Origin of the sequence: Lutibacter holmesii (genome assembly GCF_042679665.1) — a bacterium.
In the GTDB taxonomy this organism is placed as follows: domain Bacteria; phylum Bacteroidota; class Bacteroidia; order Flavobacteriales; family Flavobacteriaceae; genus Lutibacter; species Lutibacter holmesii.
The window spans coordinates 116,559-134,564 of record NZ_JBHTMV010000001.1; the positions used below are offsets into that span (position 1 = coordinate 116,559).

Below are 18,006 nucleotides of genomic sequence, written 5' to 3' on the forward strand. Positions count from 1 at the left end.
ATGGAAGGGCAAAATTTTATTTCAATACTGCAATTATGCGATCATTACAACGTTGAGGTTTCTTTTTTTAAACAATTAGAAGAAGAAGGATTGGTAGAAATAACTACCGTTAAACAAACACAATGTTTGCATCAAAATTCAATTAGTGATGTTGAGAAAATGATTAGAATTCATCAAGAATTAAAAGTAAATATAGAAGGAATTGACGTTGTTTTTAATCTATTACAAAAAATGAAAAGTCTTCAAAATGAAATGAATTCATTACAAAACAGGTTGCGCTTGTATGAAAATGACTTTTAAATATGTGTATGATGTTGTTTGTAAGGTGATTATATTTTAATAAATATTTTCTTTATATACAAAACATAGGTAATTAACCAGAAAAAAATGATATGTGTAATTGCAAATAAAAGAGATCCGTTCATATTTCCGGCAATAGGCACAAATACTTCTGAATATAAATAATTATATCCGCTAATAACTTCACCAGAAGCAGTTGTTATTTTAATTAAGTAGCTAATAGTTAGTACATAAATTCCTGAGAACATATAAATAGCCAAAGGGTTTGTTCCAAAATGAATAAAAGGTGTTGACCATTTTTTAAATCCTTTTACATCAATAAACCAAAGTAAGACTGCTAAAAATACCATAGCCAAACCACCGGTATATAAAACATAAGAACTCGTCCATAAAGCTTTGTTAATTGGGAAAACAAAGTTCCAAACCCAACCAATGGAAGTAGCAATTGCTCCAATTGAAAGCAGTTTTTTTATGGCTTTCATGGTGTTTGAAGAGCGTTCAATAAATCTCCCTGTAAAATATCCCATTAATAAAGTTCCTACCGATGGAATTGCAGAGAGTAAACCTTCAGGGTCAAAAGGTAATCCAAAACCGCTGTATATATGCTGTTCTCCCAAAAGCAACAAGTCTATTTTTCTAACCAAATTTGTAGCTAAATCATAAGGTCCTTCAGTAACTGAAAAATATAATAAACCCCAATAGCCAATTAATATAATTCCAAAAGCAACTAAAATTTGTTTGTAGTTAAATTGCATACATAGTAAAGCTCCAATTAAATATGCAATTGCAATACGTTGTAAAACGCCTAAATACCGTAAGTTTTCAAAATCAAATAGAGGAAATCCGTTTAAAAAAACACCTAGTAAAAACATAATTAAAGCTCGTTTTACAACTTTAAATAAGGCGTTTTTTGTAATTCCATTATTAAATTTCTTAAAAGAAAACCACATAGAAACACCAACAATAAATAAGAAAAATGGAAAAACCAAATCGGTTGGTGTACAACCATTCCATTTAGAATGTAATAATGGCGCGTACACATAACTCCAACTTCCGGGAGTGTTAACCATTATCATTAAAGCAATGGTTAGGCCTCTCATAACATCAAGAGCTAATAGTCGTTTGGCAGGCATATGTAATTGTTTTTAGGTGATTATTTTTTTAAACCCAATTTATGTCCGGCAATTGCGTAGTATAAAATAATAATATAGCAAGGTAATAAAATCCAATAGCCTCCAGTAGCGGCTTCAGCAGTAGCTGCAGCTTCACTCATTCCTTGTGCAATTAAATCCGCTTTATTTCCATCTACAAATTTGCCATATAACGGCGGTATAATTGCGCCACCTGAAATAGCCATAATTAATAAGGCTGAAGCTGTTTTTGTAAACTTACCTAGACCTTTAAGTGTTAATGGCCAAACTGCTGGCCAAACCAATGCGTTTGCTATTCCTAAGCCTGCAACAAATAAAATAGATGTAAAACCGGATGTAAATACAATACAAAAAGTGAAAATAATTCCTAATACTGCACTTGCTTTTAACGCTGTAGCTTGGCTAATAAATTTTGGAATTAGCAAAGCACCCAAAGCATATGTTGCAACCATAGCCATTAATGTGAAAGTGGTGAAAAATTTAGCATCATCTGCAGAAAATCCTAATGAAATACCATAAGCAATAATTGTGTCTCCAGCAATAACTTCTGCTCCTACATATACAAATAGTGTTAAAACGCCTAGCCATAAATGTGGAAATTGGAAAATACTTGTTTTTGTAGATGAACCATCTTCAGCTTCTTCAATAGGTGCAGCTTCTACGTGCGGTAGCGGTGCTTTTCTAATTAAAATACCTAACACAAATAAAACAGCCGCCATAACAATGTATGGTGTAACCACACTATCTGCCATAGTATCTAACAATTGATTTTTTTCTTCAACACTAACTGTCGAAAGTTGCTCTTTTATGGTGTCGATTCCAGAAAGTAAAAGTGCACCAAAAATTAACGAACCTAATGCACCTGCCACTTTATTTGCAATTCCCATAATTGCAATACGTTTTGCAGCACTTTCAATAGGGCCTAAAATGGTAATGTAAGGATTTGAAGCCGTTTGTAATAATGTCATTCCCATTCCTTGAATAAAAATACCAGCTAAAAATATCCAATAAGTTCTTGCTTCTGCAGCAGGGATAAATACCAGTGCACCAACAGCCATCACAATTAAACCTAAAGACATTCCTTTTCTGTAACCTATTTTATTGATGATTTTTGAAGCAGGAATTGCCATTACAACAAAAGAAATATAGGATGCGGAAGCTACTAAATATGACTGAGCATCAGTTAATTCATTAATGGTTTTCATAAATGGAATTAACGCTCCGTTAATCCAAGTTACAAAACCAAAAATAAAAAATAGTCCTGCAATTATAAGAATTGGAATAAGTGTGTTTTTTTGAGTTGAGGTTGGCATAGCTATGATTTGCTTTGTATTTGATTAATTTTATTTCTAGTTTTTAATATGTATTAAAAGTAAGTGAATAAAGAATGATTTCTAATTTTTTTCTCTATTCAGCATTAAATAATAGCTGAAAAAGCAAAATTAATAGACGAACATAAAAACCAATACTAAAAGAGGTGTTTATTCTTCTGAATTAATATTTAATATTTTTTGTTTTGCAAATTGCAGGTAATTTCTTCCAATAGGAATTCTTCTATTGGCAATTTCTACAGAGTTTCCTTCAACAGATGTTATTTTATTTATTGCTATTGTAAAGGAACGATGGATTCGTAAAAAATTTTCTTGTGGTAATTCTTCAGAAATACTTGTCATAGATTTATGAACTAAATAGTCGCCTAAAACAGTTATTACCTTTATATAATCTTTTAAACTTTCAATAAATAAAATATCGTTTAGTTTAATTTTCATTAACTTTTTGTCAACTTTTAAAAATATGTAAGGTTCTTCTTGAAATGAAACCTCATTGGTTTTTTCTTTTTCAAGTTCAATTCTGTTGGTAATTTTATTAATTGCTTTTAAAAAGCGTCCAAACGGAATTGGTTTTACTAAATAATCTAAAACATCTAAATCAAAACTTTCAACAGCATATTCTCTGTAAGCTGTAGTAATTACAATGTGTGGTTTTGAAGGTAATGAGCGCAAAAAATCAAGGCCACTCATTTTAGGCATGTTAATATCTAAAAAAATGACATCAATTTCATTTTTTTCAATTGTAGACAAAGCAGCAATTGCTGTGTTAAAAGTTGCTACTAATTCAAGGTTTTCAAAATCTTGTAAGTGATTTTCAATAACCTTTATTGCTAGTGGTTCATCATCAATTATGATACACTTAATTTTCATTGAATAGGTATTTTTAAAAAAACACAATACTTTTGATCAAGTACCGTAATTTTTAAATCAAAATTATTTGGAAATAACAGTTCCAATCTTCGTTTAACATTTTGAAGTCCAATGCCATGCTTTGTATTGGCTTCATTTAATTTATCTAATTTTTTATAGGTGTTTTCGACTTTAAATATAAGCCATTTATTTTCAATATTTTCAAAACTAATTGCAACTTCAATATTATCATTATTTTTTGCACCATGTTTAAAGCAATTTTCTATAAAGGGTAGAAATAAAATTGGTGGAACCTCTATTTCATCAATGTTTCCAATAATATCTGTTGATGCTTGTATGTTGTTGCCATAGCGTAATCGTTCTAAATCTAAATAATTTTGAATGTAATTTATGGCTGTAAATAACGAAATAGTATCACCTTTAGCATCGTATAATACATATTGCATTATTTCAGATAATTTTAAAACAACACTTGGAGCAATAGTTGATTTTTCAAGTGTAAGTGCGTATAAGTTATTTAATGTGTTAAAAAAGAAATGCGGCTGAATTTGAGATCTTAAAAAGTTTAATTCAGTTTGTAGTTGTATTTTTTTTAAATCTTGTACGCGTTTACGTTCATAAACCCAATCTACAGTTAGTTTTATGGCGGTTGCTAGGGCAATTACATAAATTTCACCTAATATAACCGCAATAATATGGTTAAATGTAAATGCTTGTTGCGTAGTTTCAGCTTCAGGCCATATATTTTTGGTGACCAATAAATAGTTTAATTCGGTTCTTAAAAAATAAGCAATAAATAGTACTAAAATTAGTACAATAATATATGTGTAGTATTTCTTTTTTAAAATATACTTTGGAATTAAAAAGTAGATATTAAAATAAACTAATAAAATATGAAGAGGGAATTCTACAAAATTAGACTTTAAGGAATACCAATAATCATCAAAATAGCTTCCCCATCTAATTACATTAAATGTAAAATAGCTAAACCAAAACAAAATATGGTATTTTGTTGGGATAGAGTAACTTGTGTTTTTTAACCACTTTAATTTCAATGTAATAGCTTTTTTATCTGGATAATTCGTTTAATTTCGGCAAAAAGTAGTAGTTTTTTTTATTTCAACAAAATATTTCATCTATTATAAATTTTTTAATGGAATTGAGATTTCGTTAATAATAAAATAATTGTTATTTGTTGTTTTTTTAATGTTGTTTATAGAATTTCTTTTGCGAAAGATAATGCTAATTATAAGTTTATCATATCAAAATTTAACTAATTTAATTATTTATGAAAAAATTAATACTATTATTACTAATGGTTTTTTCGCTTGCTTTTACAGATGATGTAACGGCACAAGTGAGAACAATCACAGGAGTAGTTTCAGCACAGTCTGATGGAATTGCTTTACCAGGAGTAAATGTTCTTATTAAAGGAACAGCAAAAGGAACTCAAACCGATTATGATGGAAATTATTCAATTGAAGCTGTAAAAGGCGATGTATTGGAGTTTTCATTTATGGGAATGAAAACGCAATTGATTACGGTACAAGATTCAAATACAGTGAATGCTGTTTTAGAAGATGATGCTTTAAGTTTAGACGAAGTAATTGTAACGGCTCTTGGAATTAAAAAAGAGAAAAAAGCGTTAACCTATTCTGCTCAAGAAGTAAAAGGTGATGCCTTAACAACGGTAAAACAAACAAATCCTATTAACAGTTTATCTGGTAAATCATCAGGTGTAACTATTACAAAAAGTTCATCAGGAGCTGGAGGATCTTCAAAAGTTGTATTAAGAGGTAACTCTTCAACAACAAATAATGATCCTTTATATGTTGTTGATGGTGTACCTATGTTAAACAGTGGTAATGGTCAAAATGGTGATGGAGGAAATGGAATTTTTGGTAGTGATGCTGGAAATGTTGATGGTGGTGATGCTTTATCATTAATTAATCCAGATGATATTGAAAGCTTAACGGTATTAAAAGGAGCTTCGGCATCTGCTTTATACGGTAGTCAAGGAGCTAATGGTGTAATTTTAATTACAACAAAGTCTGGTAAAGATGGGAAGCTTTCTGTAAACTTCAATTCAAGTTTAACTATTGATAATGTAACGTCATTACCTGAATTACAATCAGAATATCAATCAAATTCTGTAGGAGAAGCGGTTGCAATAAATGGAAACGTTACAGATCCTAAATCTTGGGGAGCTAAAACTAGTGGTTTAAGTAATGATTATGCGAAAGATTTCTTTGAAACTGGATTTACTTCAATCCAATCATTGTCTTTAATGGCTGGTAATGAAAAAGCACAAACGTATATGTCTTATGCAAATACAGCTGTAAACGGTGTTGTACCAAACAATAGGTTGATAAGAAATAATTTTAATGTAAAAGAAACTGCAAGCTTTTTTGATAATAAAATTAATGTAACTGCAAGTGTTAACTTGTCTGATCAACGTATTTGGAACAGACCAGTGAATGGATTGTACTCAAACCCATTAACAGGTTTGTATTTAAATCCTGTTGGTGTTGATTTAGATGCTTATAAAAATTATGAGTATTTAAATACAGATACAAATATGATGGATCAATATGCAACATCATTTGATGAAAATATTCAGCAAAATCCTTATTGGTTAACAGGTAAGAACCAAACAAAAGATATAGCTCAAAGAGTAGTAGCAAATGTTTCTGCCAAATATCAAATCACTGATAATTTTTCTGTGCAGTCAAGAGCTAGTTTAGATAAATCATTCTTTACGTATGATAACAGAGTGTATGGTGGAACAGATTTAACGTTGTCTCCTGCAACAGGAAGATATATGTTAAATAAAACAGAGAATACACAACAATACATTGATTTAATTGCTAATTATAGTACTGATATTACTGAAGATTTCACATTATCAGCAGTTTTAGGAACTAGTTTAACTAAATATAAAATTGGTGATCAAATAAGTTTAGATTCAGGAAATGGAAAAGGATTAACATATCCAAATGTATTTACTATTGCAAATTTTGCTGAAACAAATAACTTAAGCCAATCTGTTGTAAACCGTGAAGTACAGTCTATTTTTGCTTCTGCTAATTTGGGATATAAAAATTTATTATTCTTAGATGTTACGGGTAGAAACGACTGGTCTTCAACATTAGTAAATACAGATAGTCACTCGTTCTTTTATCCTTCTTTTGGATTGACAGGAATTTTAAGTGAAATGTTTGAATTGCCAGAGGCTGTTACATTTGCAAAATTAAGAGCATCTTACGCAATTGTTGGTAAAGATATTCCTGCATATGCAACAATTCCTTTAAATTCAATTCCTACAGGGCAAACTAACTTTGGAAAACCAACATTTGGTGTAATTGAAGGAGAAACTTTAGAGCCTGAAAAACAAAATTCTTTTGAAATAGGAACTGAGTGGAGATTTATAAATAACAGGTTGAGTTTTGATTTAACGTATTACAATACAAAAACAACCAATCAAATATTTTATATAACTGCAGAGCCAAACGTACACGGATATGTTCAAAACATTGTAAATGCAGGTGAAATTGAAAATAGCGGAGTTGAATTAACAGTAGCTGGAAAACCTATTGTGAATGATAACTTTACTTGGGAAAGTACTTTAAATTTTGCAACAAACAACAATAAAGTAATTGAAGTTCACCCTTCTTTACAAGATGGTGAAGCAATTATTACAGCGCCAGGAGTTAATGGGTATGGATATTCATTAATTGAAGGTGAAGATTTTGGTAGTATTCGTGGTCGTTCAGTAGTTAGAAATGAAGATGGTTTAGCTGTTGTTGCTGATGATGGTGCAGGAGGATTTAGCATTCAAGATACAGGTTTTGAAACAATCGCACACGCACAACCAGATTTTACTTTAGGTTGGAGTAACTCTTTTTACTTCGGAAATTTTCAAGTAAACTTCTTAATTGATGGTAAGTTTGGAGGAGACGTTGTAAGTGTTACTGAAGCTGTAAATGATTTTTATGGAGTTTCTCAAGCAACAGCTGATGCAAGAAACACCAATGGAGGAATGATTGATGTTGTTGATGTAAATGGAAACGCACAACAAATGACAGCTCAAGATTATTACTTAAAAACAGGTGGTAGAGCAGGTATGTTAGGTGAATATGTTTATGATGCTACCAATGTAAGTTTAAGAGAATTGTCTGTAGGGTACAATCTAATGTTAGAGAATACTGTAATAGATAACGTTCGTTTTTCACTAATAGCCAACAACTTATTCTTTATTTATAAAGACGCTCCATTTGACCCAAACATTGCTTCAAGTACAGGAATGGGCTTACAAGGTGTTGATATCTACGGTCAACCATCTACAAGAAGTATTGGATTAAATATTAACGTAAATTTCTAAGAAGATGAAAAAAATATTAAAATATACATTAGCATCTTTGATTGCTATAAGTTTAGCAAATTGTACCAGCGATTTTGAAGATATAAATACGGATCCAAATGGTATTTCAAATGAAAGTTTAACACAAATGAACAATCATATTGGAGGTTCTTTTACACCTATGTTTTTAAATGTGTTTAACGTAACTCCAGCTTGGAACTTTCAATTACAACAAAACCTTTTAGGTGATGTGTACTCAGGTTATATGACACCTCCAACACCTTTTGCAGGGAACGTAAATAATATGACCTATTCATTGGTTGATGGATGGAATGGTTTTCCTTGGTCTGATGCTTACGGAAGCGTAATGCCATTTGCTTTAGATATTAAAAATGCAGTTGCTTTAGGTGGTGATGCTTCAGGTGAAAAATTTGTTCATTTGGCAAATATAATTAGAGTAACAGCAATGCATAGAGTGTCTGATATTTATGGACCAATACGTTATACAAAGTTTGATGATTTTGAAACAACTGGAGAGTATGATTCTCAGAGTGAAGCGTACCAAGCATTTTTTACAGAATTAGGAACAGCAATTGACGAATTAAAAGCTTTTGAAGACGATGCACAATTTGCTCCTTTTGATATGTCTTCATTAGGCGGAGATATTGCAATGTGGCGTAAATTTGCAAATTCTTTACGTTTAAGATTGGCAATGCGTGTTGTAAAAGTTGATCCTGCTTTGGCAAGTGCTGAAGGAGAAAAATCATTGTCAAGTGATGCAGGTTTCTTAGAAGCAACCGATATGTATATCAATACAGGATTTGCACACCCTTTAACTGTAATTAGTGGTTCTTGGGGAGATGTTAGAATGGGTGCTGAAATGGAATCTATTTTAGAAGGTTTTGATGATGGTAGAAAAGAAGTGTATTTCAATCCTGCAGAAGATCCTGCATTAGCTGGTGCTTATAAAGGAATTCGTATGGGGATTGAGATTGAAGCAAAAGGACAATACGGAGCACATTCTTCAATAGGAAGTGTTGTAGATAGTGAAACTATGCAATGGATGTCTGCAGCTGAGGTTTATTTCTTAAGAGCTGAAGCAGCTTTAAGAGGATGGAGCAATGCAGGAACAGCTCAAGAACATTATGAAAATGGTGTACGTGCTTCTTTTGGTCAGCACGGAGTTTCTGGAGTAGATGCTTATTTAGCTGATAATGTAAGTACACCTAATGATTTTGTAGATGCTTTAAATGCAACTAATGATATTGCGTATCCAAGTGATGTTACAATTGCATACAACACTTCAGGAACAAATGAAGAGCAATTAGAGCAAATTATAACACAAAAATGGATTGCAATGTTCCCTGACGGTCAAGAAGCTTGGTCAGAGTTTAGACGTACTGGTTACCCAAGAATTTTCCCAGTAGTTGTTAATAATAGTGGTGGAACAATTGATACAGATGTTCAAATTAGAAGAATAAATTTTGTTGAAAATGAAGTAAATACCAATGGAGATAACGTTGCTATTGCAGTAGGTTATTTAAATGGTCCTGATAACGGAGGAACTAGACTTTGGTGGGATATAGATGGTAGTAACTTTTAAATTTGGTAAAATAAATTTAAAAATTGATTAATTAATGTTCGCAAGCGAGAATTAATCCTTCTCGCTTGTTTTATGTAGTTAATTAACTGCTTTTGGTCGAATAATTACAACTATTTGACTATTCCTTAGTAAATTTACTGTAATACAATTATTTATGATGAACACACAAACTATGATTAATACAACTATTGCACACAAACCAGCAGGACAATTTGAAGATACACGTTTTGAAAAAATACATAATGTAGTATTTTCAACTTCTAACGAGGCATCTATTTGTGTTGCGCAAGAAATTGCTTCGTTAATTAGAGAAAAACAAGCAAACAATGCACATTGTGTTTTAGGACTTGCAACCGGATCTTCACCAATTAAAGTTTATGAAGAACTTGTAAGAATGCACAATGAAGAAGGTTTAAGTTTTTCAAATGTAATAACCTTCAATTTAGATGAATATTATCCAATGGATAAAAATAGTATGCATAGTTATTTTTACTTTATGCATCAACATTTATTCAATCATATTGATATAAGCCCAGAGAATATTCATATTCCGTCAGGAACAGTTTCTCCAGAAGAATTACATCAATATTGTATTGATTACGATTTAAAAATTAAAGAATATGGAGGATTAGATTTTCAGTTACTAGGAATTGGTAGAACAGGGCACATTGGTTTTAATGAGCCAGGATCACACTACAATTCAGGAACTAGAAGCATTACCTTAGATCATATTACAAGAGAAGATGCTGCACCTTCATTTTTAGGAATTAACAATGTACCTAAAAAAGCCATAACTATGGGTATTGGTACAGTAAAAAAAGCCAAAAGAATTGTATTATTAGCTTGGGGGCACAATAAAGCATCTGTTGTAAAAGAAACTATTGAAGGAGAAATTACTTCTGAAGTTCCTGCAACGTATTTGCAAAATCACGCAAACACTACATTTATTTTAAATGAAGAAGCGTCACAAGATTTAACGCGTTTAAGTACACCTTGGTTAGTAGGACCTTGTATTTGGGATACGCAATTAGCTAGTAAAGCAATTGTTTGGTTGTGTAAACAAACCGGGAAATCTATATTAAAGTTGACAGACAAAGATTACAATGATCACGGAATGTCAAGTTTATTAGTACAAGAAGGATCTGCTTACGATCTTAATATTAAAATGTTTAATAAAATTCAGCACACCATTACAGGTTGGCCAGGAGGAAAGCCAAATGCTGATGATTCATCAAGGCCTGAAAGAGCTAATCCGGCAAAAAAACGTATTATTATTTTTAGCCCACATCCTGATGATGATGTAATTTCAATGGGTGGTACTTTTGATAGATTGGTAGAGCAAGGTCATGATGTGCACGTTGTGTATCAAACTTCAGGAAATATTGCAGTTTCAGATTCAGAAGCTTTAAAATATGCTGAGGTAATTAAAGATGTAAATCCAACTTTCCCAAAAGTAGATGATATTATTAGAAAAATAGCCAATAAGGTTAGTGATATTGAAGATGAAATTGAAGTTAGAAATTTAAAAGGAATTATAAGACGAAGAGAGTCATTAGCTGCCACTCGTTTTGTGGGAGTTCCAGATGAAAATGTACACTTTTTAAATCTTCCTTTTTATGAAACAGGTCGCGTTAAGAAAAATCCGTTAAGTATTGTTGATGTTGAAATTGTTGCAAATATTATTGCCTCAGTAAAACCACATCAAATTTATGCTGCAGGAGATTTAGCTGACCCGCACGGAACACATAAAGTTTGTTTAGATGCCATTTTTGAAGCGTTAAAAAAATTAAAACACAATGATTATATGGATGATTGTTGGGTTTGGTTATACCGTGGAGCTTGGCACGAATGGGATGTGCATCAAATTGAAATGGCGGTTCCTATGAGTCCAGATCAAGTGTTGAAAAAGAGAAAAGCAATTTTCTTTCACCAATCTCAAAAAGATGATGTAATGTTTCAAGGAAATGATACTCGTGAATTTTGGGTGCGTGCTGAAGAACGTAACAATGATACAGCAAGAAAATATCATAAATTAGGATTAGCAGACTATGCTGCTTTAGAGGCTTTTAAAAGATATCATTTTTAATTAAATAGTATGAAAAAATTTCTGTTAGTGTTTTTAGGTTTGTATGCAATTTCAACTATTGGTCAAACTGAAAAATTAAACTTAATGCCTTGGCCTCAAGAAGTTATTGTGGGTGAAGGTAAGTTTACAATAGCTTCAAACTTTACAATTTCGGTAAACAATAATAATTCTGAAAGAATATCAATTGCGGCTACTAAGTTTTTAAGAAGATTAAGTGGAAGAACGGGTGTATTTATAGAAAATGGATTTCCTGTTATAGCTTCAGAAGCTAAAAATACTGCGTTAGAAATTTCATATGATGGTATTGGCAAGTTAGGAATTAATCAAGATGAATCGTACCAATTAAATGTTTCAGCTACAAAAATAACATTGCACGCTGCTACAGATATTGGTGTGGTTTATGGATTAGAAACGTTGTTGCAGTTACTTAACAATAGCGCTACTTCTTTTTATTTTTCAGAAGCAAAAATTAACGATTTTCCTAGATTCACATGGCGTGGATTAATGATGGATGTTGCTCGTCATTTTCAACCAATTGGGGTTATTAAACGTAATTTAGATGCCATGGCATCAGTTAAAATGAATGTGTTTCACTGGCATTTAACTGATGATCAAGGTTTTAGAATTGAATCTAAAACATATCCAAAATTGCACGAACTTGGTTCAGACGGGTTGTATTATACACAAGAACAAATTAAAGATGTTGTAAAATATGCTTCAGACCGTGGAATTAGAGTTGTTCCTGAAGTAGATGTACCAGGACATGCAACTGCTATTTTAACGGCTTTTCCTGAAATTGCAAGTAAAGATACCGTGTATACAATTGAACGAAATTCTGGGATATTTCACCCAACATTAGATCCAACAAATGAAAAAACCTATGAAATTTTAGGTGCTTTATTTGGTGAAATGGCAACTTTATTTCCAGACAAATATGTACATATTGGCGGCGATGAAAATGAAGGTAAACATTGGGATGAGAATGCGCATATTCAACAATTTAAACAAAAGCATAATTTAAAAACCAATCACGACTTACAAACATTTTTCAATATTCGTTTAGAAGAAATTTTAGCCAAACACGGAAAGTTAGTAATGGGTTGGGAAGAAATTATGACTGATAAAATGCCTACTACTGCATTAATTCATTCTTGGAAAGGTGTTAATGAAGGTGTTGAATTAGGGCAATCTTTAATTACTGCTGCTAAAAGAGGTTACAACACGGTGCTTTCAAATGGTTTTTATATTGATTTAATGCAACCAGTTAGTGAACATTATTTGGTAGATCCACTTCCTAAAAACAACAACTTAACCGCTGAAGAAAGAGCGAGAATTTTAGGTGGAGAAGCCACAATGTGGAGTGAATTGGTAACGCCATTAAATATTGATTCAAGGTTGTGGCCAAGAACTGCTGCTATAGCTGAACGATTTTGGTCTGACGCGTCTGTTAATAACGTTGAAAATATGTACAAACGTTTGGATTATGTAAGCTTTAGATTGGAAGAATTAGGAGTAGATCATATTAGAAATAGAGATGTGATTTTAAGAAACATTACAAACAATCAACCAACAGAATCATTAGAGGTTTTAACAAAGTTATGTGAGCCTATAAAAATTTATTCAAGAAATGCAGGTGGAGTTGAGTATCAAACCTATTCACCGTTTACCTTATTTGCTGATGCTTGTACTGTAGATGCTGCTGATAGTTTTGCGTTTAAAAAGGTTGTTGATAATTATGTTGAAAATCAAAGTGCTCCAAATTTAAATGCTTTAACATCGTTTTTTGACTCTTGGATTTTGAATTATAAAATGTTTAACGCATTGCATAAAAATCCTATTTTAAGTTCAATTTCGCCTATTTACACAAATTTAAATGCAATTTCAGTGTCATTTAATGAAGCTTTAGAACAAGGCAAAGTAAACAAAGAGCAACTTCAAAAAATAGAGGGTTTATTAAAAACTCTTGAAACTCCGGTTGTTGATGTAGAGTTAGCGGTGTTAAATGATTTTCAAAAATTGTATGCATTTTTAGTTCAAAATAACAAGACAATAATTGCACCAAAAACGAACAGTTTGAAGCAATAATAAATTTTAAAAGAAACAATTATGTTATTAATTGCAGATAGTGGTTCAACAAAATGCGACTGGGTTTTATTTAAAGATAAAAAACAAGAACCTATTAAAATTAAAACAAAAGGTTTAAACCCTTCAATTTTAACAGAAAAAAATATTCAAGAGGTTTTAGTTACGTGTGAAGAATTACTGCAATATAAAAATGAAATAACTGCTATTTATTTTTTTGGTGCTGGTTGTAATAACCCTCAAAGTAATAATATGCTTGAAAATTTATTGATAGCCATTTTTCCAAATGCATTTGTAACTGTTAAAGAAGATACCATGGCAGCTGTTTGGGCAACTACAAATAGTGCAGCAGTTGTTTGTATTTTGGGTACTGGTTCAAATTGTTGTTATTATGATGGTGAAAATATTCATTTAAAAGTTCCTTCTATGGGTTATATGCTTATGGATGAAGGTAGTGGTAATTATTTTGGGAAAGAATTATTAAAATGTTACTATTACAATCAAATGCCTGCAGATTTAAAGCAGTTATTTGAAATTGAATTTTCTGTACATGAAAACGAAGTACTTGAAAACCTATATCAAAATACCACACCAAATAAATACTTAGCTGAGTTTGCTTTATTTCTATTTAAAAATAAAGAGCATCCTTTAATGGCATCTATTATTAAAGATGGTTTTAGAACATTTGTTAAAAATCACGTGCTACAATTTAAAGATGAGCTAAAAACAGTACCGTTATATTTTGTAGGTTCTGTTGCTTTTTACGGACAAGATTTTTTAATGGAAATTTTAAAAGAAAACGGAATTAAAGCTTCTAGGTTTGTGAAAAGACCTATTGAAAATGTAATTCACAAAATAAAAGAATCTAACTTTATAGATTAGTTTATTGTAAAAAAGTTCTAAAATGAAAACAACCTCAAGGTGTAATATTTTTTTTTTAGTATTGATGTTGGTTTTAGTTTCGGCTTGTAATTCAACCGAAAAAGATACTGCAATAGAAATTGAGCAACCGCTATTTTCACTTGTTGACAATTCTACAACAACCATTCAATTTACAAATACTGTAAAAGAAAACTTATACTTTAATTTTATCAACTATTCCTATATTTATAATGGTGGAGGTGTTGCTGTTGGAGATATTAATAATGATGGATTACAAGATTTATATTTTACATCAAATCAAGAATCAAATAAATTATACTTAAATAAGGGTAATTTTAAGTTTGAAGATATTACTAAAACTTCCGCAACCGAAGATGCCGAAGGTTGGACTACCGGAGTTACTATGATTGATATAAATAATGATGGTTTTTTAGATATATACGTTTGTAAATCCGGCTCATTAAAAAATCATGAATTACGAAAAAACAAGCTTTTTATCAATCAGCAAGACAACACATTTAAAGAGAGTGCTGCAGCTTATGGTTTAGATCATTTTGGGTTTTCAGTACAAGCTTACTTTTTTGATTTTGATCAGGATAATGATTTAGATATGTATTTGGTTAATCATCGTGAAGATTTTCAAAATAATACTATAATTGATACAAGAATTCAAAACAACTTACAACCATACAATTCAGATCAATTATTTAGAAATGATGGTGCAAAATTTACAAATATTACAAAACAGGCAGGAATAGAAAATAAAGCTTGGGGTTTAAGTGCTGCTATAGGCGATTTTAATAATGATAATTTGCCAGATATTTATGTGGCAAATGACTTTTTAGAACCCGATTTTTTATACCTAAATAAAGGTGATGGTACTTTTGAAAATGAAATTTTAAACTATTTTAATCATATTCCATACAACAGTATGGGATCTGATTTTGCTGATTTGAACAATGATTTACAACCAGATTTAATTGTGTTGGATATGATGGCTGAAGATCATATTAGAGGTAAAGAGAATATGGCTACAATGAGTACTGATAATTTTTGGAGTATTGTAAATGCCGGTTATCATCATCAATATATGTCTAATATGTTCCAGTTAAATAATGGTAATGGAACTTTTAGTGAAATTGGTCAATTGGCTGGTATTGCTAAAACAGATTGGAGTTGGGCGCCGTTAATTGCTGATTTTGATAATGATGGATTTCAAGATTTATTTGTAACCAATGGAATTGAGCATGATTTGTCTAATCAAGATTTTAGAAATCAGATGAAAAAAAATATTCGAAACAGAAAAAAGGTAACCTTAGATGAAGCCATAAATATGATGCCTTCTAATAAATTAAGTAATTACATTTTTCAAAATAATCATGATTTAACATTCTCAAACCAAACAAAAAATTGGGGCTTACAAGAGAAAATAAATTCAAATGGAGCCGTGTATGCCGATTTGGATAATGATGGAGATTTAGACTTAGTTGTGAATAATCAAGGAGCTAAAGCTAGTGTATATAAAAATAATGCCAAACACAATTTTATATCTTTTTCTGTTGAAGGTCCAAAAACAAATACAAACGGAATTGGAGTGAAGGTTACAGTTTTTGCCCAAGAATTACAGCAATCAAAAGAAGTATATGTAAGCAGAGGTTTTCAATCTTCGGTTTCAAATAAATTGATTTTTGGTTTGGGAAATCACGCCGATGTTGATAGTGTTTTAGTAGTTTGGCCAAATGGCAAAAATGAAAAAATAACCGCTGTAAAAGCAAATCAAGAATTATTGTTACATTATAAAAACGCAGCTAATGCTTTCAACATAAAAAGCGAAGACAAAGCATTGTTTGAAAATGTGGTTCCTGCAACTTTGGGGATTCATTATCATCAAAAAGAAAATGAATTTAATGATTTTGATTTGCAGTTGTTGTTACCTCAAAAGCAATCAGAAATAAGTTCGCCAATAGCGGTTGCTGATGTGAATAATGATGGATTAGATGATTTTTTTGTTGGTAACGCAAAAGGTTCAAAGGCATCATTATTTGTTCAAAATAAAAATGGAAATTTTACTAGGACAAATGAACGGTTATTTCAAAAAGAAAAGATTTATGAAGATACTGATGCTATTTTTTTAGATGTTGACAATGATAGCGATTTAGATTTGTATGTTACTTCCGGAGGTTATGAAATTACAAAAGGTAGTGCTTTGTTACAAGATAGATTGTATGTAAATAATGGAAAAGGAAATTATAGTAAATCAACCAATTTACCCAAGTTGTTTTCTAATTCAAAAGTAGTTGCAACTGCCGATTTTGATAATGATGGTGATCTAGATTTGTTTATAGGAAATAGGGTAGTTCATGGAAAATATCCATTGTCTGAACCTTCAACTTTATTAGAAAATAGAAACGGAAATTTTGTAAATGTAACAGCAAATAAAATAAAAGGATTAGAAGATGTAAAAATGGTGAATGATGCTATTTTTTCAGATATTGATAACGACGGCGATTTAGATTTACTTGTAGTAGGTGAATGGATGCCAATAATTGTTTTTGAAAATATCAATTCAGAATTTATTAAAAAAGAGCTACCTATTTTAAACAATACAAACGGATGGTATCAAAGTATTACAGAAACAGATATTGATAATGATGGTTTTAAAGATTATATAATTGGTAATTGGGGAACTAATAATAAGTTTCACCCAACAAGTAAAAAACCATTACATATTTATGCCGATTATTTAGATAGTAATACCACTTTTGATGTTGTGTTAAGTAAGGTTTCAAAAACAGGAGCACTTTTACCGTTAAGAGGTAAAGAGTGTTCATCACAACAAGTTCCTGTTTTAAATAAAAAAGTAAAATCGTTTAAAGAATTTGCATCACTAACATTGCCTGATATTTATGGAAAAGATAAATTAAATAATGCCACGCATTTTATGGCGCATAAAATGGAATCATTTGTATTAAGAAATAAGCAAAATGGAAATTTTGAAATTGAAAATTTACCAATTCAAGCGCAATTTAGTCCAACGTTAACTACAACCGTTTTTGATATAAATAATGATGGTATTGCAGATGTTTTTGGTGTAGGTAATATTCACGAAGCCGAAGTGGAAACAATAAGGTACGATGCTTCAAAAGGGTACGTGTTGTTAGGTAGTAAAACTGGAGGATTTAAGTATTTAAATGATACTAGTTATTTTAATAATGCAGAAGCGAAAGCAGTAAAACATATTGTTATAGGAAACCAAAAGCACGTGCTAATTTTGAATAAAAATAGTGCACTTACAATTTTAAAATTGAAACAATAAAAAAGAGGAAGCTTTAACTTCCTCT

Annotated in this window: 11 protein-coding genes; 7 read left to right on the forward strand and 4 right to left on the reverse strand. The window is 31.0% G+C overall.

Annotation, left to right across the window (positions count from 1 at the left end):
- Entirely contained in the window at positions 1–300 is a 300-nt protein-coding gene (locus ACFQ5N_RS00500) for a chaperone modulator CbpM (RefSeq protein ID WP_386806825.1), read from the forward strand.
- Positions 301–329: 29 nt separating this feature from the next.
- Here ACFQ5N_RS00500 and ACFQ5N_RS00505 read toward each other — a convergent pair whose 3' ends face one another.
- The 4 genes from ACFQ5N_RS00505 to ACFQ5N_RS00520 all read right to left on the reverse strand — a co-directional run bounded on the left by ACFQ5N_RS00505 (position 330) and on the right by ACFQ5N_RS00520 (position 4,707).
- Positions 330–1,433 carry an acyltransferase family protein gene (locus ACFQ5N_RS00505; protein ID WP_386806827.1) on the reverse strand — a complete coding sequence of 368 codons (1,104 nt, stop codon included), beginning with the start codon at positions 1,431–1,433 and terminating at the stop codon, positions 330–332.
- Positions 1,434–1,453: 20 nt separating this feature from the next.
- Entirely contained in the window at positions 1,454–2,764 is a 1,311-nt protein-coding gene (locus tag ACFQ5N_RS00510; protein ID WP_386806829.1) for a sugar MFS transporter, read from the reverse strand.
- Between the two features lie 168 nt (positions 2,765–2,932).
- Positions 2,933–3,652 (reverse strand): LytR/AlgR family response regulator transcription factor, encoded by a 720-nt coding sequence (locus tag ACFQ5N_RS00515; protein WP_386806831.1) that lies wholly within the window; start codon positions 3,650–3,652, stop codon positions 2,933–2,935.
- A complete protein-coding gene (locus tag ACFQ5N_RS00520; protein WP_386806832.1) occupies positions 3,649–4,707 on the reverse strand; it encodes a sensor histidine kinase in 1,059 nt (352 codons plus the stop codon). The genes ACFQ5N_RS00515 and ACFQ5N_RS00520 overlap by 4 nt, the downstream gene beginning before the upstream one ends.
- A gap of 233 nt (positions 4,708–4,940) precedes the next feature.
- Between ACFQ5N_RS00520 and ACFQ5N_RS00525 the strand changes: the two genes are divergently transcribed.
- From ACFQ5N_RS00525 to ACFQ5N_RS00550, 6 genes are all read left to right on the forward strand, one after another.
- Positions 4,941–8,033: a SusC/RagA family TonB-linked outer membrane protein gene (locus tag ACFQ5N_RS00525; RefSeq protein ID WP_386806833.1), complete on the forward strand. Its 3,093-nt coding sequence runs from the start codon at positions 4,941–4,943 to the stop codon at positions 8,031–8,033.
- Positions 8,034–8,037: 4 nt separating this feature from the next.
- On the forward strand, positions 8,038–9,615 hold the full coding sequence (locus ACFQ5N_RS00530) for a RagB/SusD family nutrient uptake outer membrane protein (RefSeq protein ID WP_386806834.1): 1,578 nt from the start codon (positions 8,038–8,040) through the stop codon (positions 9,613–9,615).
- Positions 9,616–9,787: 172 nt separating this feature from the next.
- Positions 9,788–11,701 carry a glucosamine-6-phosphate deaminase gene (gene nagB, locus ACFQ5N_RS00535; RefSeq protein WP_386806835.1) on the forward strand — a complete coding sequence of 638 codons (1,914 nt, stop codon included), beginning with the start codon at positions 9,788–9,790 and terminating at the stop codon, positions 11,699–11,701.
- A 9-nt stretch (positions 11,702–11,710) separates the two neighbouring features.
- Positions 11,711–13,786, forward strand: coding sequence for a beta-N-acetylhexosaminidase (locus tag ACFQ5N_RS00540; RefSeq protein WP_386806837.1), 2,076 nt, complete (start codon positions 11,711–11,713; stop codon positions 13,784–13,786).
- Positions 13,787–13,807: 21 nt separating this feature from the next.
- Entirely contained in the window at positions 13,808–14,665 is an 858-nt protein-coding gene (locus tag ACFQ5N_RS00545) for a BadF/BadG/BcrA/BcrD ATPase family protein (RefSeq protein WP_386806839.1), read from the forward strand.
- A 22-nt stretch (positions 14,666–14,687) separates the two neighbouring features.
- Positions 14,688–17,981: a VCBS repeat-containing protein gene (locus ACFQ5N_RS00550; protein ID WP_386806840.1), complete on the forward strand. Its 3,294-nt coding sequence runs from the start codon at positions 14,688–14,690 to the stop codon at positions 17,979–17,981.
- Positions 17,982–18,006: the final 25 nt, after the last annotated feature.

Coding starts and splice junctions, on each gene's coding strand:
- ACFQ5N_RS00550 (WP_386806840.1), top strand. CDS start 14,688: ATGAAAACAACCTCAAGGTGTAATATTTTTTTTTTAGTATTGATGTTG.
- ACFQ5N_RS00545 (WP_386806839.1), top strand. CDS start 13,808: ATGTTATTAATTGCAGATAGTGGTTCAACAAAATGCGACTGGGTTTTA.
- ACFQ5N_RS00505 (WP_386806827.1), bottom strand. CDS start 1,433: ATGCCTGCCAAACGACTATTAGCTCTTGATGTTATGAGAGGCCTAACC.
- ACFQ5N_RS00540 (WP_386806837.1), top strand. CDS start 11,711: ATGAAAAAATTTCTGTTAGTGTTTTTAGGTTTGTATGCAATTTCAACT.
- ACFQ5N_RS00515 (WP_386806831.1), bottom strand. CDS start 3,652: ATGAAAATTAAGTGTATCATAATTGATGATGAACCACTAGCAATAAAG.
- ACFQ5N_RS00530 (WP_386806834.1), top strand. CDS start 8,038: ATGAAAAAAATATTAAAATATACATTAGCATCTTTGATTGCTATAAGT.
- nagB (WP_386806835.1), top strand. CDS start 9,788: ATGATTAATACAACTATTGCACACAAACCAGCAGGACAATTTGAAGAT.
- ACFQ5N_RS00525 (WP_386806833.1), top strand. CDS start 4,941: ATGAAAAAATTAATACTATTATTACTAATGGTTTTTTCGCTTGCTTTT.
- ACFQ5N_RS00500 (WP_386806825.1), top strand. CDS start 1: ATGGAAGGGCAAAATTTTATTTCAATACTGCAATTATGCGATCATTAC.
- ACFQ5N_RS00510 (WP_386806829.1), bottom strand. CDS start 2,764: ATGCCAACCTCAACTCAAAAAAACACACTTATTCCAATTCTTATAATT.